21 protein-coding genes and 2 tRNA genes are annotated in these 23,872 nt (G+C 34.6%); 16 read left to right on the top strand and 7 right to left on the bottom strand.

The window, feature by feature from the left end:
* The first annotated feature begins 18 nt into the window (after positions 1-18).
* From lnt to era, 6 genes are read left to right on the top strand one after another with little or no spacing between them, the layout of a single operon-like run.
* The gene (gene lnt / locus FNOD_RS03440) at positions 19-1,494 is read left to right on the top strand and encodes an apolipoprotein N-acyltransferase (RefSeq protein WP_011993840.1); all 1,476 of its coding nucleotides are present in this window, start codon (positions 19-21) and stop codon (positions 1,492-1,494) included.
* A 55-nt stretch (positions 1,495-1,549) separates the two neighbouring features.
* On the top strand, positions 1,550-2,890 hold the full coding sequence (gene dnaB, locus FNOD_RS03445) for a replicative DNA helicase (RefSeq protein WP_011993841.1): 1,341 nt from the start codon (positions 1,550-1,552) through the stop codon (positions 2,888-2,890).
* A gap of 60 nt (positions 2,891-2,950) precedes the next feature.
* A complete protein-coding gene (coaD, locus tag FNOD_RS03450) occupies positions 2,951-3,430 on the top strand; it encodes a pantetheine-phosphate adenylyltransferase (RefSeq protein ID WP_041257103.1) in 480 nt (159 codons plus the stop codon).
* A 4-nt stretch (positions 3,431-3,434) separates the two neighbouring features.
* The gene (locus FNOD_RS03455; RefSeq protein WP_011993843.1) at positions 3,435-4,163 is read left to right on the top strand and encodes an ABC transporter ATP-binding protein; all 729 of its coding nucleotides are present in this window, start codon (positions 3,435-3,437) and stop codon (positions 4,161-4,163) included.
* 28 nt (positions 4,164-4,191) lie between these two features.
* Positions 4,192-5,154, top strand: coding sequence for a DNA polymerase III subunit delta (gene holA / locus FNOD_RS03460; protein ID WP_011993844.1), 963 nt, complete (start codon positions 4,192-4,194; stop codon positions 5,152-5,154).
* A gap of 40 nt (positions 5,155-5,194) precedes the next feature.
* Entirely contained in the window at positions 5,195-6,091 is an 897-nt protein-coding gene (gene era / locus FNOD_RS03465) for a GTPase Era (protein ID WP_083756821.1), read from the top strand.
* On the opposite strand, the gene FNOD_RS03470 is transcribed toward era, so the two are convergent.
* The 6 genes from FNOD_RS03470 to FNOD_RS03495 all read right to left on the bottom strand — a co-directional run bounded on the left by FNOD_RS03470 (position 6,057) and on the right by FNOD_RS03495 (position 8,527).
* Positions 6,057-7,025: a glycoside hydrolase family 191 protein gene (locus FNOD_RS03470; protein WP_011993846.1), complete on the bottom strand. Its 969-nt coding sequence runs from the start codon at positions 7,023-7,025 to the stop codon at positions 6,057-6,059. The genes era and FNOD_RS03470 overlap by 35 nt on opposite strands.
* A 72-nt stretch (positions 7,026-7,097) precedes the next feature.
* A complete protein-coding gene (gene rpsR, locus FNOD_RS03475; protein ID WP_011993847.1) occupies positions 7,098-7,328 on the bottom strand; it encodes a 30S ribosomal protein S18 in 231 nt (76 codons plus the stop codon).
* A gap of 45 nt (positions 7,329-7,373) precedes the next feature.
* A complete protein-coding gene (locus FNOD_RS03480) occupies positions 7,374-7,784 on the bottom strand; it encodes a single-stranded DNA-binding protein (RefSeq protein WP_011993848.1) in 411 nt (136 codons plus the stop codon).
* A gap of 43 nt (positions 7,785-7,827) precedes the next feature.
* Positions 7,828-8,202, bottom strand: coding sequence for a 30S ribosomal protein S6 (gene rpsF, locus FNOD_RS03485; RefSeq protein ID WP_011993849.1), 375 nt, complete (start codon positions 8,200-8,202; stop codon positions 7,828-7,830).
* A gap of 165 nt (positions 8,203-8,367) precedes the next feature.
* Positions 8,368-8,443 (bottom strand) — tRNA-Met (locus tag FNOD_RS03490).
* Positions 8,444-8,450: 7 nt separating this feature from the next.
* Positions 8,451-8,527: transfer RNA gene (locus tag FNOD_RS03495), tRNA-Cys, on the bottom strand.
* 191 nt (positions 8,528-8,718) lie between these two features.
* On the opposite strand from FNOD_RS03495, the gene FNOD_RS03500 reads away from it, so the two are divergent.
* From FNOD_RS03500 to FNOD_RS03535, 8 genes are all read left to right on the top strand, one after another.
* Positions 8,719-9,924, top strand: coding sequence for an MFS transporter (locus FNOD_RS03500; protein WP_011993850.1), 1,206 nt, complete (start codon positions 8,719-8,721; stop codon positions 9,922-9,924).
* A gap of 52 nt (positions 9,925-9,976) precedes the next feature.
* Positions 9,977-10,138, top strand: coding sequence for a rubredoxin (rd, locus tag FNOD_RS03505; protein ID WP_011993851.1), 162 nt, complete (start codon positions 9,977-9,979; stop codon positions 10,136-10,138).
* Positions 10,139-10,300: 162 nt separating this feature from the next.
* Positions 10,301-11,710 carry a glutamate--tRNA ligase gene (gltX, locus tag FNOD_RS03510; protein ID WP_011993852.1) on the top strand — a complete coding sequence of 470 codons (1,410 nt, stop codon included), beginning with the start codon at positions 10,301-10,303 and terminating at the stop codon, positions 11,708-11,710.
* A gap of 12 nt (positions 11,711-11,722) precedes the next feature.
* Complete coding sequence (gene cysS / locus FNOD_RS03515) at positions 11,723-13,135, top strand: cysteine--tRNA ligase (RefSeq protein WP_011993853.1); 1,413 nt, start codon at positions 11,723-11,725, stop codon at positions 13,133-13,135.
* Between the two features lie 60 nt (positions 13,136-13,195).
* Entirely contained in the window at positions 13,196-14,920 is a 1,725-nt protein-coding gene (locus FNOD_RS03520) for a proline--tRNA ligase (RefSeq protein WP_011993854.1), read from the top strand.
* Positions 14,921-15,021: 101 nt separating this feature from the next.
* Positions 15,022-16,440: an RtcB family protein gene (locus tag FNOD_RS03525; RefSeq protein WP_011993855.1), complete on the top strand. Its 1,419-nt coding sequence runs from the start codon at positions 15,022-15,024 to the stop codon at positions 16,438-16,440.
* Positions 16,437-17,801 carry an MFS transporter gene (locus tag FNOD_RS03530; RefSeq protein WP_011993856.1) on the top strand — a complete coding sequence of 455 codons (1,365 nt, stop codon included), beginning with the start codon at positions 16,437-16,439 and terminating at the stop codon, positions 17,799-17,801. The genes FNOD_RS03525 and FNOD_RS03530 overlap by 4 nt, the downstream gene beginning before the upstream one ends.
* A gap of 41 nt (positions 17,802-17,842) precedes the next feature.
* Positions 17,843-20,107, top strand: coding sequence for an AAA family ATPase (locus FNOD_RS03535; RefSeq protein ID WP_011993857.1), 2,265 nt, complete (start codon positions 17,843-17,845; stop codon positions 20,105-20,107).
* Between the two features lie 63 nt (positions 20,108-20,170).
* Here FNOD_RS03535 and FNOD_RS03540 read toward each other — a convergent pair whose 3' ends face one another.
* Positions 20,171-21,352, bottom strand: a complete 1,182-nt coding sequence (locus FNOD_RS03540; RefSeq protein ID WP_011993858.1) for a type III PLP-dependent enzyme — start codon at positions 21,350-21,352, stop codon at positions 20,171-20,173.
* A gap of 131 nt (positions 21,353-21,483) precedes the next feature.
* On the opposite strand from FNOD_RS03540, the gene FNOD_RS03545 reads away from it, so the two are divergent.
* Both FNOD_RS03545 and truA read left to right on the top strand, forming a co-directional pair.
* Entirely contained in the window at positions 21,484-23,130 is a 1,647-nt protein-coding gene (locus tag FNOD_RS03545) for a sensor domain-containing diguanylate cyclase (protein WP_011993859.1), read from the top strand.
* Positions 23,127-23,867, top strand: coding sequence for a tRNA pseudouridine(38-40) synthase TruA (gene truA, locus FNOD_RS03550; RefSeq protein ID WP_011993860.1), 741 nt, complete (start codon positions 23,127-23,129; stop codon positions 23,865-23,867). The genes FNOD_RS03545 and truA overlap by 4 nt, the downstream gene beginning before the upstream one ends.
* The last annotated feature ends 5 nt before the right edge of the window (positions 23,868-23,872 follow it).

Below are 23,872 nucleotides of genomic sequence, written 5' to 3' on the forward strand. Positions count from 1 at the left end.
CGAAGAGGGGGATTAGGTGTGTTAGAGAGTATTTTGAATGTTGCGTTTTCATCTTTGCTTACAACAATATCAATGCCTGGTTATCTATACGGGGGATTAATATTTTTTTCTTTGATACCTTTGTTCTTTGCCCTTGAAAAAAAAGGACCTTTTTCAGCAGCTATCTTAAGCTTTTTGTATTTTTTTATATTTTCATTTGCGAATTTTCATTATTTGATAAATACATTAACTAAAGGGATGCCTGAGCTTTTTGGCAGATTCTCGTCAGTCACAGGTATTTTAGTTTTTATACTCTTTTGTGTATTAGAAGCTCTTCCTTTCCTACTTTTTGGATTTCTATATGGTCTGTGGAATGAGAAGATTAGATTCAGAATTTTAGAACCTATTTTTGTTGCGTCTGTTTATGTCATTTCAGAGTATCTTAGAAGTTTGGGAGATCTTGGATTCACAGGTGGAAGATTGAGTGACGCTCTTTACAGCTTTAAAGGCTTAATCCAAATAACACAGATTACTGGAACTTTGGGTTTGGTATTAATAATAGTGATTTTTAACTATGAGGCTTATAAACTTTTAAAAAAGAATAAGTACGGAATATCAATTGTATTAGCCGCTTTTGCAATAATAATTCTTGTAAACGGGATTATAGATTCAAAGTTGCCAATTACTATTGGTGAAAAGCCCGTTGTTTTAGCCCAAACAAACGTTCCGCAAAATGTAAAATACACTTATCCTTCCTCAACAATACTTGAATATTTGAACGAAAAATTTTCTGATTCACCAGATTATTTAACGGTATTCCCTGAAGCAGTTTTTCCAGGTGAGGATATAAGAAGAAATAAAGAAGTGGAAGAAAAGCTCATTCAATCTTTCAAAAATAGAACGATAGTAATTGGTTATCCAACATTTGAAGGGAACGCAGTTTTTAACAGTTTGAACATTTACACTAAAGGCGTCTATGTCGATAAATATGATAAAATAAAGCTTTTCCCATTTGTTGAAATGCTTCCTTACAAATCTATATTCGGTCATTTTGAATTTCTCAAAGGAATGTATTATTTCACACCAGGTACTTTAAAACAGATAAAAATCGATGGATATGGGAATGTTGGTTTTTTAATTTGCTTTGAATCATATTTCTCTTCACTAACACGTAAAGTTGCAAAAGATTCAGACTTTATAATAGTTTCCACAAACGATGGTTGGTATAAATCAAAAATAGCTTTAATACAACATTACACACAAACAATCTTCAGAGCTGTGGAAAATGGTAGGTACGTTGTTCAAGTTTCAAATACAGGGGTAAGTGGTGTGGCTGATTATTATGGCAATTTTCAAATACTGCCTGATGGAACAGTATGGAAGGTATTATATGTAAAAACAAATAATAAAACCACATTCTACACAAAATACGGTGATTACATAGTTATAATAGCTTTATTCTTTATGATATTTTCTGGATTGTCATCGAAACGAAAAAGTTCAATTTTTGATTAATTTTTTGATTAGTTTTTCAAATATAAATTATTTAAATATCTGGGAGGTTTAAATAGTGAAAAACGTTCCGGCGAATATCGAAGCTGAACAGGCTTTAATTGGAAGTATTCTAATAGAACCAGAAAAATTGGATAATATTGTTTCAATTGTTAGCTCTTCTGATTTTTACGACCAAAGACATAGGTACATATTCTCCGTAATAGAACAATTACACGATGAAGGATTACCCATTGATATAATTTCTGTTTGCGATCGATTGAGAAACCAAGATTTACTCGACAAGATTGGAGGAGAACTTTACGTTGCCCAACTTGCCGATAGTGTCCCAACTTCGGCTCACGCTGAAATTTATGCTCAAATAATACGTGATAAAGCTATACTCAGAGAACTAATAGCGGCTGGAAGTCAGATAGTTCAGAATGCTTATACAGATGTGGCCGTCGATGAAATTTTAGATGAAGCCGAGAGGCTAGTTTTCAGAATAGCCGAATCTAGAGCCACTAAGACATACATCGATGTTAAAAGTGCATTGACAGAAGTATTTGAACATTTAGAAGAATTGAGAGAAAAACATTTAAAAGGACTGGGTGGCCTTGTCACGGGTATACCAACTGGATTTAAGAAGCTTGATGAAATGACATCAGGATTTCATAGATCCGATTTAATAATAATCGCCGCAAGACCGAGCGTTGGAAAAACTGCATTCGCATTAAACTTAGCAAAAAATATGGCGCTTGTAGGCGAAGCATCGGTTGGTATATTCAGTCTTGAAATGAGCAGAGAGCAGCTTATACAAAGATTATTATGTATGGAATCCCTTGTAGATCTCCAAAAAGTAAGAAGAGGTTGGTTAAGCGATGATGAATGGAAAAGACTTGTTCAAGGTGCTTCGAAATTAATGAAGGCAAATATTATCGTCGATGATGAATCAAATCTCGAACCGCGTGTACTAAGGGCAAAGGCAAGGAGAATGAAAAAAGAATATAACGTAGATGCGATTTTCATAGATTATCTGCAGCTTATGAACCTTGGTGATAGAAGAGATAGTCGTCAACAAGAGATATCCGAAATCTCACGCTCGTTAAAATTACTCGCAAGAGAATTAGACATATCTATTATTGCACTATCTCAGCTTTCAAGAGCTGTTGAACAAAGAGAAGATAAACGTCCAAGGCTCAGTGATTTGCGTGAATCTGGTGCTATTGAGCAAGATGCCGATGTTGTAATATTCCTTTACAGGGATGAATATTACAAGAAACAACACGTTGACCTTCCACACGAAACTGAGATTATAATAGGCAAGCAAAGAAATGGACCAATAGGTACAGTAACACTTATGTTTAATCCATCTTTCACAAATTTCTTTGAAGCTGATGCTTTCCATTCCAATTCATAAAACATTAAGCGATTAACAGTGAAAAAAGACCGTTGATGTAGGACAGGAGGTACTAGAATGATAAGAGCTGTTTATCCTGGTTCATTCGATCCAATTACGTATGGACATATAGATATAGCTAAAAGAGCTGCAAAACTCTTTGATGAATTATATGTCGTTGTTATGGAAAACAAGAGAAAAAATTATACGTTTACCGTAGAAGAACGAATAGAAATGGTTAGAGAGTGTTTAAAAGATATCCCAAACGTAAAAATAGAAAGTTTTTCTGGTTTACTTGTTGAGTACACTGAAAAAAATAAAATTAACGTTGTTATTAGAGGTCTTCGCGCTGTTACGGATTTTGAATATGAATTGCAGATGGCACTTGCAAATAAAGAGATATGCAATGGAGTAGAAACTGTTTTTCTTATGACCGATAAAAGTTATTCTTTTCTTTCTTCAAGTCTTGTAAAAGAAGTTGCTTCTTTCGGAGGACCAATATCCCAGTGGGTTCCGGAGAATGTAGCTAAGAAGTTGTCTGAAAAAATTCAAAAGAGGTGAAATTATGGAATTAAATCACATGCATGAAGATAAGTCAAATAAAGCATTAGTACAAGCACAAAATTTATCAAAAATTTACGGGAATGGTCCGTCGAAAGTTATCGCTTTAGATAATGTAAACCTTGAAATATACGAATGTGAAATTATAGCGATACTTGGTCCTTCAGGTTCTGGTAAAACAACGCTTTTGAATTTATTAGCGGGGCTTGATGTACCATCTTCTGGGCAAATTATCATTGATGGGGTAGATATAACGAGTTTAAGTGAAGAAGAAAAAACAAAATTCAGAGCAAAGAATATGGGATTCATTTTCCAATTTTTTAACTTAATTCCTGTGCTGAACGCAGTGGAAAATGTTGAATTACCAATGCTTTTGAACAAATATTCACTTTCTGAAGCAAGAAAAAGAGCACTGGAACTTTTAGAAAAGTTGAATATACTTCATAGAAAGGATGCTTATCCATCACAACTTTCTGGTGGAGAACAGCAAAGAGTCTCTATAGCGCGGGCACTATCAACTCGTCCAAAGATAATATGGGCGGACGAACCAACAGGCGCCCTCGATAGTAAAAACGCAGAACAAATAAAACAATTGATAATAGAGCTAAATAAAGAATTTGGTACAACATTCGTTATAGTCACGCATGACCCTTCTGTTGCACAAATAGCTAATAGAATATTTAGAATGGAAAGTGGACAAATTGTTGAAGTTATAAATAAATTTGAAAAATAAAAAATCGTAGGCATTTGGGGTGTAATAAATGGTTGTCTATTTGACTGGTAATTCAAGATTTAAAAAGGAACTGTACATAAAAGATTACCTTAATAAATATAAGAACTATCAATATATAAAAATCTTCTCAAACGATGAAGGAAAATTGGAAGAATTGAAAAACGCTTCGATAAGTCTGGGACTTTTCTCAGAAGGAAAGATATACGATCTTGTTGATTTTGATGAATGGTCAAAATCCGAAAAGGAAGAATTCTATAAAATTGAATTCCCTGACGAAAATGTAATAGTATTAGTTAGAACTGAAAAAGCTATTCAAAAAGATTTGAAGGATAAGGTAATCGTTCAAAATTTTGATAAACCAAAAGATTGGGAAGATGAAAAATGGTTACAATTTATCATGGATAGCGCCAAGCTTATAGGTGTAGAAATTTCACAAGAGATAGCACACGAATTGTTAGAAATTGTAGGGCCTGACGAAGACACAATAATTAGCGAGCTTGAGAAAATCAAAATATACTCACTTGGTAAACCTCATATCGAAGATATAGAAGATATAACATACAAGAGAACTGTAAGCAAATTAGACGAATTTGCTTACCTTTTGAGCGAAGGAAGGTTAGATGACGCAAAAAACTTAATCTTCGAAATCAGTAATGAATACGAACCCGTTTTTATTTTATATGCACTTAGCAAACATTTTATTGAATTATTGAATTTAATAGCAACAGTTGAAAGAAAACATAAATACTCCTGGCCACAAATAAAAGAAATATCAAAACAAACAGATATACCTATTCCTAGAGTGACAAGGTTTCTCGGATTTAAATTTAAAGACTCAAAATTCTCACCAATAAACCATCTTGAAAAATATACATTAAAAGAAGTGAAGAATATTCTTGAATACTTGTATTCAATGGACAGACAAATAAAATTAGGTGCCGACCCAAAAGTTGTCTTAGCGAATTTTATAACCTATTTGAAAAATCTGTAAATTAGAAATCTTTAAAAGAGGTGAATTTTATATGCAATTAATAAAATCAGGTTTTGCATCATTTGTTGGGAAACCAAATGTTGGTAAATCTTCTATAATAAATGCAATAATGAAAAAGAAAGTTGTTATTGTATCTGAAAAACCTCAAACAACGAGGAATAGGATAAATGTAATTTACACAACTGATGATTTTCAGATTGTCTTTGTCGATACTCCGGGTATACATAAGCCACTTCATAGATTAGGAGAATACATGGTAAAGGCCGCTGTACAAGCTCTTAAAAATGTTGATTTACTTCTTTTTACGGTAGATGCCAAAGAAGGATTTGAGACTCCTGAAGAATACATAATTGAATATGTAAACCAATCAAAAACACCTGTAATAGGGGTTATAAACAAAATAGACCTTGTCGATAGAGAAAGGATAGATAGCATAGAAGAAATTATGAGGAAAAAAGTTGAAAATTTAAAAGAAGTTGTTAAAACTTCTGCCGTTACTGGTGAAGGACTAGATAAACTTTTAGAAGTTATAGTGGAAAATCTTCCTGAAGGCCCGCAGTTTTATCCAGAGGACATAGTCGTTGATAGACCTCTTTCTTTTATAGTTTCAGAGCTAATACGTGAAAAAATATTCCATTTTACCTACGAAGAAGTACCACATTCTGTCGCAGTAATAGTTGAGGAGATAAAGGAAAGAGAAAATGGGGTTTTCTATATAAGGGCAAACATATACGTTGAAAGAGAGAGCCAAAAAGGTATAATAATAGGCCAGAAAGGTCAAATGATAAAGAAGATCGGTGAAAGTGCAAGAAAGGATATTGAATATTTCTTAGAATCAAAAGTTTACCTTGATTTGTTTGTTAAGGTTAAAAAAGATTGGAGAAATAAAGATTTCATTATACTCAACGAAATAGGGATGAGAGATGATTTGGAATAATATATTCGGCTAAATTTTTAAAATTATCCGCTGAATTTCTCAAAGATATCCTTGGAACATTCGGAAAAGTAAGTTTCATGTCATATCGTGCAATGTAGTATAAAAAATTGTACTTTTTAGCAAGCTCAATGTATTGATTTATTCTTTGAACGTTTTCTTTATCGAAAGGATTACCGTTGTCTATGTATTCCACAGATAAAACAGTAACGCCCATTTTTTGAACGTTTATTAAAATCTTAATTCTTTGTTGAAAAGCATCGGATAAAGTATTTAGTTTGAGCTTATCAAAAAATAAACTTTCAACGACAACATACTTAACTCTATCCGTGAGGGCTGGGTAATCGTTTAGTATCTCTTCGCCATTTACTAACGCAAACTGGAAATTATTAAAATCTCTTGTTAGAGTATTTATTAACTCAAACATAGCTATTTTTAAATCTTTCTCAGATTTACCAGTTATCTTTTGCAGAGTTTCATGTTTATAAACATTTGTCCAATCAAACATTACACCATCAAAACCCGATTTCTTTACTCTGTTTAAGTAATTTCTCATCATATCATACCATTCTCTGTACCAGTACTTTACATAGTATTCTCCTTTCCAACCTTCCAAAGGAGATAATATAATGGATTTATTAAGACTTTTCCAATAAAATCTCCAATTTTCCGCTATACCTAAATTCACATAAGCAAAGACTTTTTTACCTGTGCTTTTTAGTTGACTTATGTCAGAATAACTAAACTCCGTTTTTTCCGTACCATCAGCGGAGTAATCAATTACAACAATATTGGATTTTATACTAAGCAATTGATTAATATCGGAACCATTTGTAAATAATATCCAATCTTGATCAACTTGTTTTGTAAAACCTATTAATGCAACTAAAAGAGCCAAAAAAATTAATAAGAAATATTTCGTCAAATCATCTAACATACTCTTATCACTTCCATTAATACAAATAATACAAAACGCCCCTTGTTTGGGGCGTTTTAAATGTCCTCAAGATTAGTACTTTATATATGGTAAGAGCGCCATTTGTCTTGCTCTTTTAATAGCTATTTTGACCATTCTTTGGTGTTTAGCACAATTGCCTGTTAACCTTCTTGGGAGTATCTTTCCTTTTTCGTTTAAGAAATCTTTAAGTATTCTTATATCTTTATAATCAACGTATTCAACGTTCATTTCACACATTTTACAAGCCTTTACTTTTCTCCTTCTCTGTCTTACTTTCGGCATTTCTATTCCCTCCTATTTTATATCATTTTTTCGGAAAATCAAAAATCAAAACGGTGGTTCATCGTCGTCTGGAATGTTGTCTACTATTTCTGCGTCTGTATCAAAGACATCTTCGTAAGGAATCTCGTCTTGGACATCTCTATCGCCTTTCTTTGTATCAACAAAGACAATATTATCAGCCCATATCTCAGGAGTTGAACGCGATTGCCCATCGTTTGTTTTCCATTTGTTTATCCTCAACTTACCTTCTACAAGAACCATTCGCCCCTTTTGAAGGTAAGTATGAGCTAACTCAGCTAACTTTCTAAACGCAACTATGCGTATAAAATCTGCTTCTCCATTGTTTGCCCTATTAACTGCTAAAGTGAAAGTCGTTATCAAATTTCCATCTAGAGTCTGTTTTGTTTCTGGATCTCTTGTTAGCCTTCCAACTAAAACTACTTTGTTGTAAGACATTATTAATTCACCTTCTTTTTAAAATAAGCAATTTCGATAAACTTTAATTTGTTGAACTTTCCTCCTGTGAAACATTCTCTTGAGTTTCTCCTGTCTTTTGGCGTGCTGCTCTTCTTTCTTTCTTTTCAAGGTCTTCTCTTCTAAATGTTTGCCATCTCATGAACTCTGGGTGTACTTTGAAGTAGTTTTCAAGTTGATCAAGACCTTGACCGTTAGATCTGAAGTACATGACCGTGTAGTCTCCTTCGAAGTATTTTCCAATCTTGTAAGCAAGTTTTCTAATACCCCATCTGTCAACGGTCTCCACTTGTGCTTTAACTCTTTCTTCAAGGAACTTCTTAACGTTTTCCACAAGTTTGTTTCTTTCTTCCTCTGATACATCTGGTTTGATAATGAACATAGTTTCGTAAATCCTCATAAAGCACCTCCTCCCTCGGTCTACGCGGCTCTGCTTATCCTCTAAAAAGCAGAGCGGGAATTTTTGAATTGTTTCCTCATCTTTTACATTTTACATAAAATAAATACGGGCAAGTAAGCCCGCTTTTTCTCACATGCAAAACTTTCACAAAAGGTTTAAAAGAACTGGTGGGCTCGGGAGGGATCGAACCCCCGACCGTCCGGTTATGAGCCGGATGCTCTACCAACTGAGCTACGAGCCCACTCATGTGGAGGCGACGGAGGGATTTGAACCCTCGAATAGAGATTTTGCAGACCTCCGCCTTAGACCCCTTGGCTACGTCGCCCCATCGCGTGATAGATTTTACCACAGAGTTTTTAACATGTCAACAGGTTAAATATCTATGTGGAGCAGAAAATATTAAAAATAATCAAAAACGTTATTAATAAAGAAAAATATGGTTGTCAAAAGTCATTTTTAATGATATCATTATTTTGTTAGCATGTCTAATTTTTATGTTCTTAGAGGTGAATTATTTTGGAAAAGAAAAGTAAATTTGGTGGCATTTTTCATTTTTATCACTTGGTTTCATTCTTTGTATCAATAAACGCTTATTTATTCAGCACCTTCATTAATTCAACAGCCGCTCAATGGGGATTTTCATTCTCCGAAATTGGTTTTATAAACCTTCTTTTGTCATTCTTGTATGCCTTGTCAAGTATCACTTTGGGACACATAGGATACAAGTTTGGGTACAAAAAGATGATGAATATATTATTCATTTATCTTTTTGCATTATCATTTACTGGTTTCTTCGTGAATAACAGATTTTGGCTTTACATCTTCGCAAGCCTTCAAGGAATATTCTTCGGCGCATTTTTCCCACAAGTTGAAGGATTAATAGCCCAATCTGAAAGTTTGCTAAAAGTTACACCTCCATCTATAACCGGTAGATTCACACTAGCATGGAGCTCTGGAAATATATTTGGTGTGGCTTTCGGGCCTTACCTCACTGTAAAAGCACGTTCTATTATATTCTTTTACGGAATAATCCTGAGTATTGTTGTTTTTTTGCTTATAAGCCGTGATAAAAAAATAAATGGCGAATTGATAAACTTCACCCCCAATAGAAAATTAACAACCGATAGCGATAAATTCGATGTTGTAAAGGATATTAGCAGGATGAAAAGACTTAGATTAGAATATAGGATTATTCTTTTCCTTGGCGGATTGATATACACATCGGTTCTCGCTGAGTTTCCAAAGTTAATAAAGATGGCTGGGCTTGATATATCACGTGCCGGTTTTCTTACGGTTGGAGCAAATATCGGAGTTTTGCTTACATTCATTGCTCTTCAATATTGGAAAAAATGGGTAGGCAATGAAATTATCTGTGGCGTTTTGCTATCTGTGGTGCTACTTACCGGAGTTGTTGCATTATTCGCCAAAACTCCTCTCTTATTCTTCTTAACAGCCTTTTTGGCTGGCGGAAGTTATGCGGTTCCTTATACTTTTGCTATATTTTACGGTTTGCTTTCTACTTCAGAAGAACATGGTAAACAAGGCGCACTGCATGAAATGGTTATAGGCTTGCTTTTTGGAGTTGGACCTTTTGTCGGTGGAATATTCCTCGATCATTTTAAAAGTACTTTTGGATTGACTTTCCTCTCAATTATATTGAGTATATTAATATATTCAATTCAATTTTTCTTCAACAAAAGCAAAGTAGTTATTGAAAAGTGAAATAGTTTTGTGGTATAATTGATTACCACAGTTAAAGATGGAGGTGAAAGAAATGAAGTACAGATGCACAGTATGTGGTTATATTTACGATCCAGAAGTTGGTGATCCAGATTCCGGTATAAACCCAGGAACTCCATTTGAAAATTTACCAGATGATTGGACATGTCCAGTTTGCGGTGTAAGCAAAGATATGTTTGAACCACTCGAAGAATAACTAAAATTTACATCAACTTTAAGTGTTAATACTTTTCGTTTAGTTTATGTCTTAAGTTTAAATCTTCGGTGGAAAGTTAAAAATTGGGGGCCGTGGTGCCCCCGTTTGCATAAATAATAAATAATAAGAGATTTAATAAAAAACACAAGGAGGAACGGTTATATGTCAGAAGTTCGTGTGAGATTTGCCCCAAGTCCAACGGGGTATTTACATGTTGGTGGTGCTAGAACTGCACTTTTTAATTATCTTTACGCAAGAAAAACAGGTGGTAAATTCATTTTAAGAATCGAAGATACAGATCTCGAAAGGTCAGAAAAAGTTTTCGAAGAGCAGCTTATTTCCGCGTTGAAATGGCTTGGTCTGGAATGGGATGAAGGTCCAGATATCGGTGGGCAATACGGGCCTTACAGGCAGAGTGAAAGAGTTCATCTTTATCATGAATATGCGCAAAAACTCATTGAAGAAGGAAAAGCTTACGAAGTCTACGCATACCCAGAAGAGATTGAACAGTTGAGAGAAAAATTACTCAGTGAGGGTAAAGCACCTCATTATACACGCGAAATGCTTGAGCCATATAATACCCCTGAAAGAAAAAAAGAATACGAAGAAAAGGGATTAAAGCCTGCAGTTTATTTCTCTATGCTAAGAAAAGATTATGTGATAAACGACGTTGTAAAAGGCGAAGTTGTGTTCAAAGCTGGAAGTGTTGGCGACTTTGCACTTTTGAGAAGCAACGGTATGCCAACTTACAACTACGCTTGTGTTATAGATGATGGTCTGATGAAAATCACTCACGTTTTGCGCGGCGATGATCATTTGTCAAATACAGTTAAACAGGTGGCACTTTATGAAGCTTTCGGTTGGCCTACACCTGTTTTTGGGCATGTCTCCATGATTCTGGGACCTGATGGAAGTAAACTCAGTAAACGTCATGGCGCAACGTCAGTAGAAGAATTCAAAAGTAGGGGATATCTCCCAGAAGCTTTGGTTAATTTCCTCGCATTACTCGGTTGGTCACATCCAGAAGGAAAAGAAATACTCACAAAGCAAGAATTGATAGAAAGTTTTTCGCTTGAAAGACTTGTAAAAAATCCTGCGATATTTAATCCAGAAAAATTGAAATGGATGAATTCAGAGCATATTAGAATGAAAAGTATGGATGAGCTTGTTAAAATAGCTAAACCATTCTTGCAAAAAGATGTTGACGATGAATATTTCGCAAAGATACTCCACGCTGTAAAGGATAGGATAGAAGAACTTTCGCAGTTACCTGAATTGACAGATATTTTCTTCGAAAAACCTCATCAATTACCGGAAAAAACTCCAGAGGCTATTGAAACTTACACAAATTTACTTTCAGAGCTCAAAAAAATTGAAAAATGGGATAAAGATTCAATATACGCAGCTTTCAAAACAGCTATGAAGAGCGCAAAGCTCAAAGGTAAAGATTTCTATATGACGTTAAGACTTGTACTTACAGGTAAAACTGAAGGTCCAGAACTAATCGATATACTCGAAATCCTTGGTAAAGACGAAGTAATAGAGAGGATCTCTTTGTATTTAAATAAATGAAGAGGTGGTCTCATGACAAAGGTTTATATAACAGATACGCTTAGTAAAAGTAAAGTTCCACTTGAGACTTTAGAACCTGGCGTCGTAAAGATGTACGTTTGCGGACCTACTGTATACAATTACATTCACATAGGCAACGCAAGACCTATGGTTGTTTTCGACGCTCTCAGAAGGTTTTTAGAATTCGTGGGTTACAGGGTAATAATGGTTCAAAACTTTACAGATATAGATGATAAGATAATAAACGAAGCAAAAGAATGGAACGTCGATTGGAAAACAGTTGCGGATACGTTTATCGCAGAGTATTTTCACGATGCTCAACTTTTAGGCGTAAGAGCAGCAAATTACCACCCCAGAACAACAGATTTTGTTAAAGATATCGTTGAAGCAATTGAAACAATGATAAAAAAAGATTTCGCATATCCAGCAGAAAATGGTGATGTTTATTTCAGCGTTAGGAAATTAAGAGATTACGGAAAGCTATCTGGAAAAAATTTGGATGATTTGAGAGCAGGCGCAAGAGTTGATGTGAATGAACTGAAAAAAGATCCACTTGACTTTGTTTTGTGGAAATCCGCCAAACCTGGTGAACCTACGTGGGACAGTCCGTGGTGCAACGGTAGGCCAGGTTGGCATATAGAATGTTCCGTTATGTCGCAAAAATTACTTGGTGATATGTTTGATATACACGGTGGTGGTGAAGACCTTATCTTCCCACACCATGAAGATGAAATAGCTCAGAGTGAAGCGCTCACAGGTAAACCACCGGCAAAATACTGGATGCATAACGGTATGATTATCGTACGTGGAGATAAGATGAGTAAATCCCTTGGAAACACATTCATGGTAAGGGAAGCGGTAAGAAGGTACACTAAAGATGGCGTAAAGCTTTTCTTGCTGTCCAAACATTACCGTTCACCTATGGAATTTTCGGACGAGATACTTCAAGATAACATGAGAGCAGCTCAAAGGGTGCATAACGCATTAAACAGATTCACGGAAAAGTACCCATACCCATTGGTACCAAAAATTGACGAAGAAATGGAAAACTTCATAGACAGATTTGTGGAAGCACTTTCCGACGATTTCAACACACCAGTTGCACTCTCAATTTTATTCGATACAGTTAAAGAACTTAACAAATCAATGGATGAAGGTAACGACGAAAGAGCATTGAAAATGTACCACCTTGTAAAGAGAATTTATGGTCCTGTTCTTGGAGTGTTTGACAGTGAAATCCAAAAACAACAGCAAGTAAATTCCGAACAGTTAGATCAGCTAATACAAGGTATAATAAATTTAAGAAATGAATACAGAAAGAATAAACAATTTGAAATAGCTGATAAGCTAAGAGACGCACTCTTAAATGCAAAGATAAAATTACTTGATACTCCAGAAGGTACAAAATACGAAATTAATGATTAATAAAATTTTAGAATTATTGACATGTAAGACTTTAAAAAGTTGGAAAATGGAGGGATATTTGTGAGATTTTCACAGTTTTACGCGCCAACATTAAAAGAAGCACCAGCGGATGCGGAAGTGCCAAGTCAAGAATTGCTTACAAGAGCTGGGTTTATAAGAAAAATAGCGGCTGGTGTGTATACATATTTACCACTCGGAAGGAGAGTTTTACTTAAGATTGAAAAGATAGTGAGAGAAGAAATGGACAACATAGGAGCAAACGAGATTTTGATGCCAATAATCCAGCCTGCGGAACTTTGGAAACAATCTGGCAGATGGGAAGATTACGGTCCAGAGATGATGAAATTAAAAGATAGGCACGGAAGAGATTTTACGCTTGGACCTACTCACGAAGAACTCGTAACTTTCCTTGTTCAAAATGAGCTTAATAGCTACAAACAATTACCGATAACCCTTTACCAAATGGCAAACAAGTACAGAGATGAAATTAGACCGAGATTTGGTGTGCTTAGAGCAAGAGAATTCATAATGAAGGATGGTTACAGTTTCCACAGCGATTGGGAATCCCTTGATGAAACATACAAAGCTCATAGAAAAGCTTACTCTAATATAATGGAACGAATTGGATTAAAATATGCGGTTGTTGAAGCTTCGTCCGGAGCAATTGGAGGCAACGAATCTCACGAATTTGTTGCTTTTGCAGATACTGGAGAGAGCAATGTACTTTTCTGCGAATGTGGGTACGCAGGCAACGATGAAAGAGTGCCATATACTGGTGAAATTATTTACGATAATGAAGAGCTCAAGGGAATGGAAAAAGTCTACACTCCAAATGTGAAAACAGCGCAAGATGTGGCAGATTTTCTAGGAGTTCCAGTGAGAAAAATCGTAAAAACACTTATTTACAAAGGTAGAAATGGATACTTCATGGCACTTGTCCCAGGTGACAGGGAACTCAACGAAGAAAAATTGAAAAATTTCTTAAACGACCAGTCGTTAGCTTTTGCCACACCTGATGACATATTGAAAGACTTTGGTGTACCCATTGGCTTCTTAGGTCCGGTGGGTGTGAAAGGTATAAAAGTTATCGCAGACCACTTGGTAAAAGGGATGAAGAACTTCGTTGTTGGTGGAATGGAAAAAGATTATCACTTCGTAAACGTAAATGTTGACAGAGACTTTAAAGTTGATGAATTGGCAGATCTAATAGTTACAAGAGAAGGAGACCCGTGTCCTGTTTGTGGAAAACCGTTAAATGCAAAGAAAGGCATCGAACTTGGTCATATATTTAAGCTTGGCACAAAATATTCTGAGGCGATGGGTAGTAAATACATGGATAAAGATGGTCAGTTAAAACCTTTCATCATGGGGTGCTACGGTTGGGGTGTTTCAAGAACACTTGGAGCGATTGTAGAACAACTACATGACGAAAAAGGTATAATTTGGCCATTATCCGTCGCACCATTTGCAGTAGTTATAACACCAGTTAGTAACAACGAAAACTTAATGAAATTTTCTGAAGAATTGTACAATTTCCTTGTTGAAAAAGGCGAAGAGGTACTTTTAGACGATAGGAATATATCACCTGGTATGAAATTCAACGACGCGGATTTAATAGGAATACCATTTAGAGTAACAGTTGGTAAAGCTCTATCTGAAGGAATGGTAGAAATCAAGTGGAGAACAGGACAGCAATTCAAGGTGAAAGCAACTTTAGAAGAAATATATGAATTTTTGCAAAAGTCAAAGCAAGAATACGATCCTCACAAAAGAGTTGAAAAATAATAAATTATAAAGTTATGAATTAATCAGTGGTCTACAATCAAGGTACAAAAACGATAAAAAGACTGGGGACCACTGATTAAAATATCTAGGGGGTGATTTATATGTCACCTGTTGAAGGTCTTGAAAAAGTTGATAAGTACATTTACAAAATTCGCAAAGCTGGAAATATGAGAGTTGACGCGATAATTCTATCGGATTGGGAAACGTTAGATAAAGAAGCGATAGAACAAATCAAAAACGTCGCAACTCTTCCAGGTATTTTAAAAGCTGCTTACGCTATGCCAGATATACACTGGGGTTACGGATTTCCAATAGGTGGAGTTGCCGCTTTTGATGTTGAAGATGGAATTATAAGCCCTGGTGGTGTGGGATTTGATATAAACTGCGGAGTTAGGATGCTTGTCGTAAAAGGTTCAAGTAATATCGTAAAGAGTAATATCGATACAATAATAAAACGCATTTATGAGAGTGTACCCGTTGGAGTTGGTGAAACAAGTGAATTGAATTTTTCAAAAAACGATTTCAAAAGGATAGTCACAAATGGTGCAAAAGAAGTAATAAAGATGGGATTTGGATACGACGAAGATTTGGAAAGAATCGAAGACTACGGCCACATACAAAATTGTGATTTTTCCGATGTAAGTGAAGAAGCTATAAAGAGAGGGAAAGACGAACTTGGGACGTTGGGTGCGGGAAATCATTTCATTGAAATCCAAGTCGTCGAAGAAGTATACGATGAGAAAATAGCAAAAGTATTTGGGTTGGGTAAAGGTGATATAACGATATTAATCCACACAGGTAGCAGAGGCTTTGGTCATCAAATCGCTACAGATTACATTAAAATCATGAGAGATAACCTTAAAGAACATAATAAAAATCTCCCTGATAAACAGTTGATAAATGCTCCATTTAATAGCAAATGGGGGCAGATGTATTATAGCGCAATGAACTGTGCGGCAAATTACGCGTTCGCGAATAGGCAGATTATTACTCATCTCATTAGAAAAGTATTTAAATCTGTTGCGGGATTAGATGTAAAACTCGTTTACGATGTAGCGCATAACATCGCTAAGATAGAAGAATATGAAATTGATGGAAAAAAGAGAAAAGTTATTGTACATAGGAAAGGCGCGACAAGGGCATTTGGACCGGGAAACCCACACCTTCCAGAAATATTTAAAGAAACAGGGCAACCAGTTATAATCCCAGGGAGTATGGGCACAGCATCGTACATACTTGCTGGAACAAAAAAAGCTGAAGAAATGACATTTGGTTCAACTGCTCACGGTGCTGGGAGAACTTTGGGAAGAAGAGAAGCGACACGAGAGCTCTCAGTTGAACGTGTGATAAGAGAGCTTGACAAAAAAGGCGTAAAACTTTTGGCTAAATCAAAAAAAGGCATAGTTGAGGAAGCACCAGAAGCATATAAAGATGTTGATAAAGTAATTAAAGTTGTTGATGAACTCGGTATATCACTCAAAGTTGCAAAGTGCGTTCCTATCGGAGTGATAAAAGGATGAGCGAGTTTATAAAAAGACTTAAATGGCACGCCTCAAAAGATGAATTGTACCTTACAGTCGAAGGCACACTCTCAACTTTTTACCTTGTTTTAACACAAACGGTAATATTCACAGCACTCGCATTGTACTTTGGATTAAATGAAGTCGCTTTGGGATTAGTCTCTTCTTTTCCCATGGCATTTCAGATTTTTCAAATATTCGCACCCGCAGTTATTGAAAAATTGCCAAGCAAAAAGAAACTATTAGCTTTTTTTAACTCTGGTAGGTTTTTATGGATAATATTAATCCCACTCCTATTTTCAGAACACAGAAAACCGGAATTATTTATACTCGTCTTCGCGCTCAGTCAGGTATTTGCGGCATTTGCTGGAAATGTCTGGATTAGTATTATATCAGATGTCATCCCTTCAGAAAGAAGGGGAAAGTACCTTGGATTGAGAAATTTTTTCGTATCTTTAGCGACACTTTTGGTTTTTTATCTGTATTCCCTGATAGCCGATAACATTAAAAAACCTTTCAATTTCGCGATAATAATATTAATAACAATGGTTACTACACTTTTCTCTCTTGTTTCATTAATGAAAGTTAGGGACGTCAGTTCGAAAAAAACAGGATCTCTTAACGATTTAAGAATAGTTTTAAAAGATAAAAATTTTATGAAACTTTCAAAAGCTTATTTTATGTGGAACTTTGTGATTTTATTATCCGCACCGTTTTTCCCATACCATCAAATACATAATCTAAAATTACCAATGACGTATATAAGTTACGCATCTATCACCGCATCTTTACTATCGATGTTATTTTACACACTTTGGGGAAGATTATCTGACGAATTCGGTCATAAAAGTGTGTTGATAACCGGTTTATCAATCGTTTCCATAACACCTGCTATTTGGATTTTGATGAACGAAAAGCACTGGGTCTTAGCTCTTACTTTAGACGCTATTTTATCAGGTGTTGGATGGGCTGCTGTGAACCTTGCTTTTATAACTCTCCCTATGGAAACGGCATCAAGTAGCTCACCAATGTACTTTGCAGTATTCTCAGCCCTTGGTGGTTTAGGTGGTATGATAGGTTCCTTAATAGGGGGACCTATTGCAAAATTCTTTAATTCGCTTGATTTTTATGTAAAAGATTATCACATCTTTGGTCTTCAAATATTCTTCATAATAGAAAGTGTATTAAGATACTCTGTAATCCCACTTTTCGCGGGAATATCGAGCAGAAAATATGTGTCTCCAGCAACTTTGTTTACAAATGTACTCTCAACTCTGTCTGGTAGACATGCTATAAGGATACAAGAAGGTAACAGACAAGAGGTTATCATCGGTAGGAAGAGACTCCGAAGATGGTGGTAACATAAAGGTTTTAAAAATATCCTAAAATTAGGTGGTCAAAAATGTTTTTGAACTTCCTTCAACAATACAACTTAACAAAAGATCAAATACATGCAGCTAAAAAACTAGAAGATTTTATTTATGATTATCTAGATTTTCTAATCATTCAAGGTAGCGCTGGTACAGGTAAAACGTTTTTAATATCTCAGTATGTGAGATATCTCTTCGAAAAAGGAAAAAGCTTTGTAATTCTCGCACCAACTGGTAGAGCTGCTAAAATCCTTCACGAAAAATCCGGATTTGAAACTAAGACTATTCACAGTGAAATTTACAGTTTTTCCCATGAGAAAGTAGATTTGGAAAGTGAAATCATCAAAGTATATTTTTGTTTAAAAAAACCACAACGTGATAACACAATTTTCATAGTAGACGAAAGCTCGATGATTTCAGACAATAAACAATCAGACGAGGAACTTGTCTTTGGGAGCGGAAAATTGCTCTCCGACTTTATCGAATATGTAAAAAGCGGTGAAAACAACAAAATTATATTTTTCGGGGATGAATACCAACTTCCACCAACAAATTCCGCTTTTTCCCCGGCATTAGATGTTAAAACCCTTCAGGAAAATTTTCATTTAAAGGGCGAAAAGATTTTTCTTAACGAAGTTGTTAGGCAAAGAACCCAAAGTAAAATATTAAATAATGCAAATACAATTAAAAAACATATCGACGATGAAAATTACTTAACTCTAAAGTTTGAGTACGACGGTGACGAATTTGTCAAAACACATGATTTCATAAAGGAATACAATTACTCAAATCCTGGCGAAGATATCATAATTGTTTCAACAAACAAAAAAGCTTTGGAGTACAATATGGAAATTAGGAAAAAGCTCGGATTCCAAAGCCAAATTGAAGTAGGCGATATATTACTTAATACAAAGAATGTTTACTGCAAAGATAAAGTAGTATTTAACGGCGAATTTTTTAAAGTCGAAAAAGTAATAAATTATGAGGGAAAAGACGCATTTGTTGGAAGAAAAAAGTATGTTTTGGAATTCTACGATTTAGAACTAAAAAATATAAATTCTGGTGAGATTATAGAATCCAAAGTATTTTTGAATTCCTTATTTTCAGAAACCGCAGATATAGATTCGGATTTAAAGAAAGCATTGTTTAGCTTTTGTATAGATGATATGCACAAGAAAACAGGTTTATCACAAAAAAGTATTACTCAAAATCTAAGTAAATACCTTCAAGATAACCCCTACTTAAACGCATTACACGTAAAATATGGTTACGCTATAACTGCACACAAATCTCAAGGTGGAGAATGGGATAGAGCTTTTATAGACCCATATTATTACAATTCTACAAAAACTAAGGAATATTTCAGATGGTTATACACATCGATAACCAGAGCCAAGAAAAAAGTCTATATAAAGGATTTACCAATAAAAATCTTTTCATTTAACAAATTGAAAATTCAAAATGATTTCACTTTAAGAGAAAAAATCAATATTTCATACAATTTGAACTTTAACAATGAAATGTTAAGAGAACTATACACAGCTTTTGAAAGCATAATATCTAAACATTCATTTAACGTATTGGGCATAGAGCATCTCCAATACCAAGAGGTTTATTATATCAAAAGTGGTAATCATTATCTCAAAGTCCAACTATATTACGATAAAAATTATGAACCAACAAGTCTGAAAATTTTGGAAACAACCAACAACGAACAAGCACTAAAAATGTTGAGTATCATCAATTCAGAAGTTCAAAATTCTAATAATTTTAATATTGATAAAAACAATAAAATTAATTCTATTTCTATAAGCAGGTGTATGAAAAAGACTTTAGAAAACGAATGCGTAAAAATCTATATAGACGGAAGCTACGACGAGTCCACGAAAAAAATTGGCGCAGGTTTTGTTGTTGTAAAAGAAAGCAATGAAGAGAAAATAGAAACGTACTGGAGAGGTTTCTCAAACCCAGAACACGTAAAACACCGAAATGTGGCTGGTGAAATATATGCAGCATTGCTGGCATTTGAATATGCGAAGAATGAAAATCTGAAATGCATAGAAATTAACTATGACTACGAAGGTATAGAAAAATGGGCTCTTGGTTTGTGGAAAACAAATACTAGCTTAACAAAATTATACAAAGAAAAGTACGATTACTATTCCACTTTTTTCAGAATAAAATTCAATAAAGTCAAAGCTCACACTGGGGAAAAATACAACGAAATAGCCGATAATTTAGCAAAGAAAGCTGTTAATGAAGAAAAATACCATGTAAAATATGAAATTGATTTATAAAATATAAAAAAGGCTCCGGTAATATCACCGAAGCCTTTTTGATTTTAATATTAGATGCCTATTTTATTGCTCTTGAGTCTCTGTAATCAAAGTTTCAACAGTGTTTGAACCTTCGACGATTTCTTCTGAAAGAATTCCATTTTCGAAGATGATAGATGGTGAAGCTATACCATTGAAATTTGTTCCGTACTCTGTTGTATACGCGCCTGTTGCGAAGAAGTAAACTATATCACCAAGTGTCGTACTCTTTGGAAGCATCGCATCGTAGTACATGACATCAACGCTATCACAAGTTGGTCCTGCAAGAACAAATTTTTCGAGTTCTTCGTCTTCTTTTCCGTCAACTGTAATTCTGTATCTTATGTTTTGAATAGTCTCTGTCAAGCCATGGAACACTCCAGCATCTAAATAGAGCCAATTTTCGTCACCTTTTTTACTTCTGAGAATTACTCTGGAAATCATGACTCCCGCATTACCAACCATTGATCTTCCAGGCTCAACGATAACTGTTATATCATTTCCAAGATATTCTTCAACAGCTTCGTTTATAACTTTTGCTATTTTTTTAATTGAAGGTATATCCCTGACGTAGCGAACTGGCATCCCGCCGCCTGTATTTATCATTTTCATTTCTACACCAAATTGCTTAGCTTCTTCAAAAACTATGGAAGCTTCTCTTATTGCTGTTCTCCAGTTCTCTGGATTGTAATTTTGCGAACCAACATGGAAACTCAAACCAATTGGATTAAGTCCTTTTTCTTTTGCATATCTTACAAGTTCGATAGCATGATTAACGCTTGTACCAAATTTTCTTGTGAGTGGCCAATCAGCATCGCCTTCCATTCCGTTAGTACTTATTCTCACGTATATGTCAGCATTAGGAGCAACAAGGGCAATCTTTTCGATTTCCATTTCCGCATCAACTGCAAACATCCTAATACCAACTTCGTAAGCGAACTTTATATCTTCAATTTTCTTTATTGTGTTTCCAAAGCTCATTCTAGATGGTTCGACACCGATAGATAGAAGTTTCTCAATTTCACCGCGTGATGCAACATCAAAATGGCTCCCCATGTCTTTTAAAAATTTCACAATCTCAATATGAGAGTTAGACTTCACTGCGTAATAAACTTTACAATTATTTATGTTTTCTATAAGTTGTCTATAGTTGTTTGCTATCACGTTTAAATCCATTACTAAGACTGGTGTTCCGTATTTTTCAGCGATCTGTCTAAGTTTTTCCATCCCTTTTTACCTCCTTTGTAAATTGTCGAACTTATGATAGAATAGAATTGCCAAAATATACATAAAATTCTGTTTAAAATATCAGGTACATATGTTACAATTACTATAACATCACATTGGGGGGAGTAGATTTGAGTATTAAAGAACTTTTCTTTGTATATACATGTATTATTGTTGGTTTGATAATGATTATCACAACACAACCTGTTGTATTTAATACAGATATACCTTTACTTGGTATAGCTCTGGCTTTGTTGTTTTTCTCCCAATCTGTTGAAATACCTATAGGAGGATTAGTATTTAATATTAAGAGTTTTAGCATGCTTTACTTATTGCTTTTTATTCGGCCAGAAAGTATACTAATACTGAGTATTATTACTCTACTTGTTTACATAAAAGATTTACGTCGTTTCCTATTCAAGGTCTCTTTCGAAGTATTACAAATTGGATTTGGCACTCTATTGTTTAAAGCATCTCCAAATGATTATCTTAAAATAATATCATTCGCAATCGGCTATATGCTTAGTAATGTTTTGGTGACGATTTTTTACATTAAGTTTTTTGGAAAAACAAATGTAAAAGCTTATATAAGGGCATTTTTGCTTGTATTTGCGTTATCTTTATTCGGCTCAATGATTTTAACAACTATATACACATTCAACGAAGTCAAGTTATCCTCACTGATTTTTGTTTCAGTTCTTTATTCTGGATTTTTGATACAACTTTATTACACTGTATTTTCTGAACTTTGGCACAAAGAACTTACATTGGAAAAGGAACAAATAGCAAGAGAGATAGAAAATCTTAAGAAATTACCGGAAATTCTCGAGAAAAGTTCAAAAGAAGATATAGACGATGTTTTACAAGATGTTTTAGCTACAACTTGTAAGCTAATAGGATTTGAGTACGCATTGCTTAGTATATTTGATTTCAGGAGCGGGAAAGTAACAAGAATATCAAAGTATGGTATAAAAGATGAGGATTTTGAAAAATTAAAACAAAACAGGCCTGATATAAAATCGACTTACGTTTTAATGCAACAACGCTTTGATGTCGGTGGTGCTTACTTTATCCCAAACGGAAGTGTTGATTTATCCCAATCATCAATTTACAGACCATCTGAATACTTTAAATTAGAGGTTGAAAATGCTTGGGATCCAAATGATTTATTCATTGTCCCATTGATTTACAAAAACAAAACAATAGGATATATAAGTTTTGATAAACCAACAAATATGCTAAGGCCTTCAAAACGTGAAATTGAACTTGCCAAGTTTTTTGCATGGCAGATAACTAGATTACTATCAGAAAGTAAATATTCCGTTTTCTTCCTTTCCGATTACAAAAAAGAGCAAACATACGCATTTCTTATGGAAGAAATCTCGAAAAATATCGAATTTGGGAAGAGTTTTCTAATAGTTTACGTTGACATTGATAAATTTGAAAAGGTAAATATAACGCATGGTTTTAAAGCTGGGGACGAAATGTTACAAGAACTTAGAAATATTTCTGAGGAAGAAATTAAAAACCTTGGAATTTTTTCACAATTCAACGACGAACTTATAATGCTACTATGGTCAATGAGCAAATCGGACGGGGTGCTAGTCGCAGAGAGAATAATTGAAAAATTCAAGAGAAAGTATCCAGATGTCAGTTTAAGTGTTAGCGTTGTTAAATATCCAACTGATGCACAAACATTTGATGAATTACTTGAAAAAATTAAAGTAGCTTTGACAACAGCTAAAAAATCTGGAGGAGGACGTATCGTAACATTATGAGACGTGTAGCTATTGAATTTTCCTACGATGGAACGGACTTTTTTGGTTATCAGATTCAAAATAATGTAAGAACTGTCCAAGGTGAATTGGAAAAAGCATTAGAAAAGGTCTTTAAAATCCATATAGATACATACGCTGCGGGACGGACGGATACAGGTGTACATGCAAATGGTCAAGTAGTATCGTTCGACTGCCCAAATGATAGGCTAATGGAAAATGATATAAAAAATGCAATAAATGCTAATTTACCTGGTGATATTTACATAAAAAAAGTATGGTTCACACATCCAACTTTTAATCCACGTTACGAAGCGAAAAGAAGAATTTACCATTATTATATAGATACATCCAAATCCAAGAATCTTTTTACAAGGCGGTACGTGTGGTGGTTTCCATATGAACTTGACATTGAAAAAATGAGAATAGCCGCTAAATATTTGATTGGAGAACACGATTTCATTTCTTTCAGCAAAAAAGGCGAAGAGAATACCAAAACTATAAGAACGATAAACAATTTAAGAATAATTGAAATAAAAAATGGACTAATTCTAATCCGAGTTGAAGGAATATCATTTTTGAGAGGGATGGTAAGGAGCATCGTAGCAAACCTCGTACGTGTTGGAACTGGAATATGGGAACCTGAAAAAGTAAAGGAGGTGTTAGAATCAAAAGATCGTTCAAAATCAGCTGGTTTAGCACCTGCGCATGGATTATTCTTATACAAAGTTTTATTTTAGCTAAT

The organism is Fervidobacterium nodosum Rt17-B1 (assembly GCF_000017545.1).
GTDB classification, from domain to species: Bacteria; Thermotogota; Thermotogae; order Thermotogales; family Fervidobacteriaceae; genus Fervidobacterium; species Fervidobacterium nodosum.

Excerpts from the sequence above, each read along its gene's own strand:
- rpsF (WP_011993849.1), bottom strand. The coding sequence starts at position 8,202 with ATGAGGATTTACGAAACTATGTTCATTATCAAACCAGATGTATCAGAG.
- FNOD_RS03540 (WP_011993858.1), bottom strand. The coding sequence starts at position 21,352 with ATGGAAAAACTTAGACAGATCGCTGAAAAATACGGAACACCAGTCTTA.
- FNOD_RS03470 (WP_011993846.1), bottom strand. The coding sequence starts at position 7,025 with ATGTTAGATGATTTGACGAAATATTTCTTATTAATTTTTTTGGCTCTT.
- FNOD_RS03530 (WP_011993856.1), top strand. The coding sequence starts at position 16,437 with ATGAGCGAGTTTATAAAAAGACTTAAATGGCACGCCTCAAAAGATGAA.
- FNOD_RS03480 (WP_011993848.1), bottom strand. The coding sequence starts at position 7,784 with ATGTCTTACAACAAAGTAGTTTTAGTTGGAAGGCTAACAAGAGATCCA.
- rd (WP_011993851.1), top strand. The coding sequence starts at position 9,977 with ATGAAGTACAGATGCACAGTATGTGGTTATATTTACGATCCAGAAGTT.
- FNOD_RS03535 (WP_011993857.1), top strand. The coding sequence starts at position 17,843 with ATGTTTTTGAACTTCCTTCAACAATACAACTTAACAAAAGATCAAATA.
- cysS (WP_011993853.1), top strand. The coding sequence starts at position 11,723 with ATGACAAAGGTTTATATAACAGATACGCTTAGTAAAAGTAAAGTTCCA.
- holA (WP_011993844.1), top strand. The coding sequence starts at position 4,192 with ATGGTTGTCTATTTGACTGGTAATTCAAGATTTAAAAAGGAACTGTAC.
- gltX (WP_011993852.1), top strand. The coding sequence starts at position 10,301 with ATGTCAGAAGTTCGTGTGAGATTTGCCCCAAGTCCAACGGGGTATTTA.
- FNOD_RS03455 (WP_011993843.1), top strand. The coding sequence starts at position 3,435 with ATGGAATTAAATCACATGCATGAAGATAAGTCAAATAAAGCATTAGTA.
- truA (WP_011993860.1), top strand. The coding sequence starts at position 23,127 with ATGAGACGTGTAGCTATTGAATTTTCCTACGATGGAACGGACTTTTTT.
- FNOD_RS03525 (WP_011993855.1), top strand. The coding sequence starts at position 15,022 with ATGTCACCTGTTGAAGGTCTTGAAAAAGTTGATAAGTACATTTACAAA.
- rpsR (WP_011993847.1), bottom strand. The coding sequence starts at position 7,328 with ATGCCGAAAGTAAGACAGAGAAGGAGAAAAGTAAAGGCTTGTAAAATG.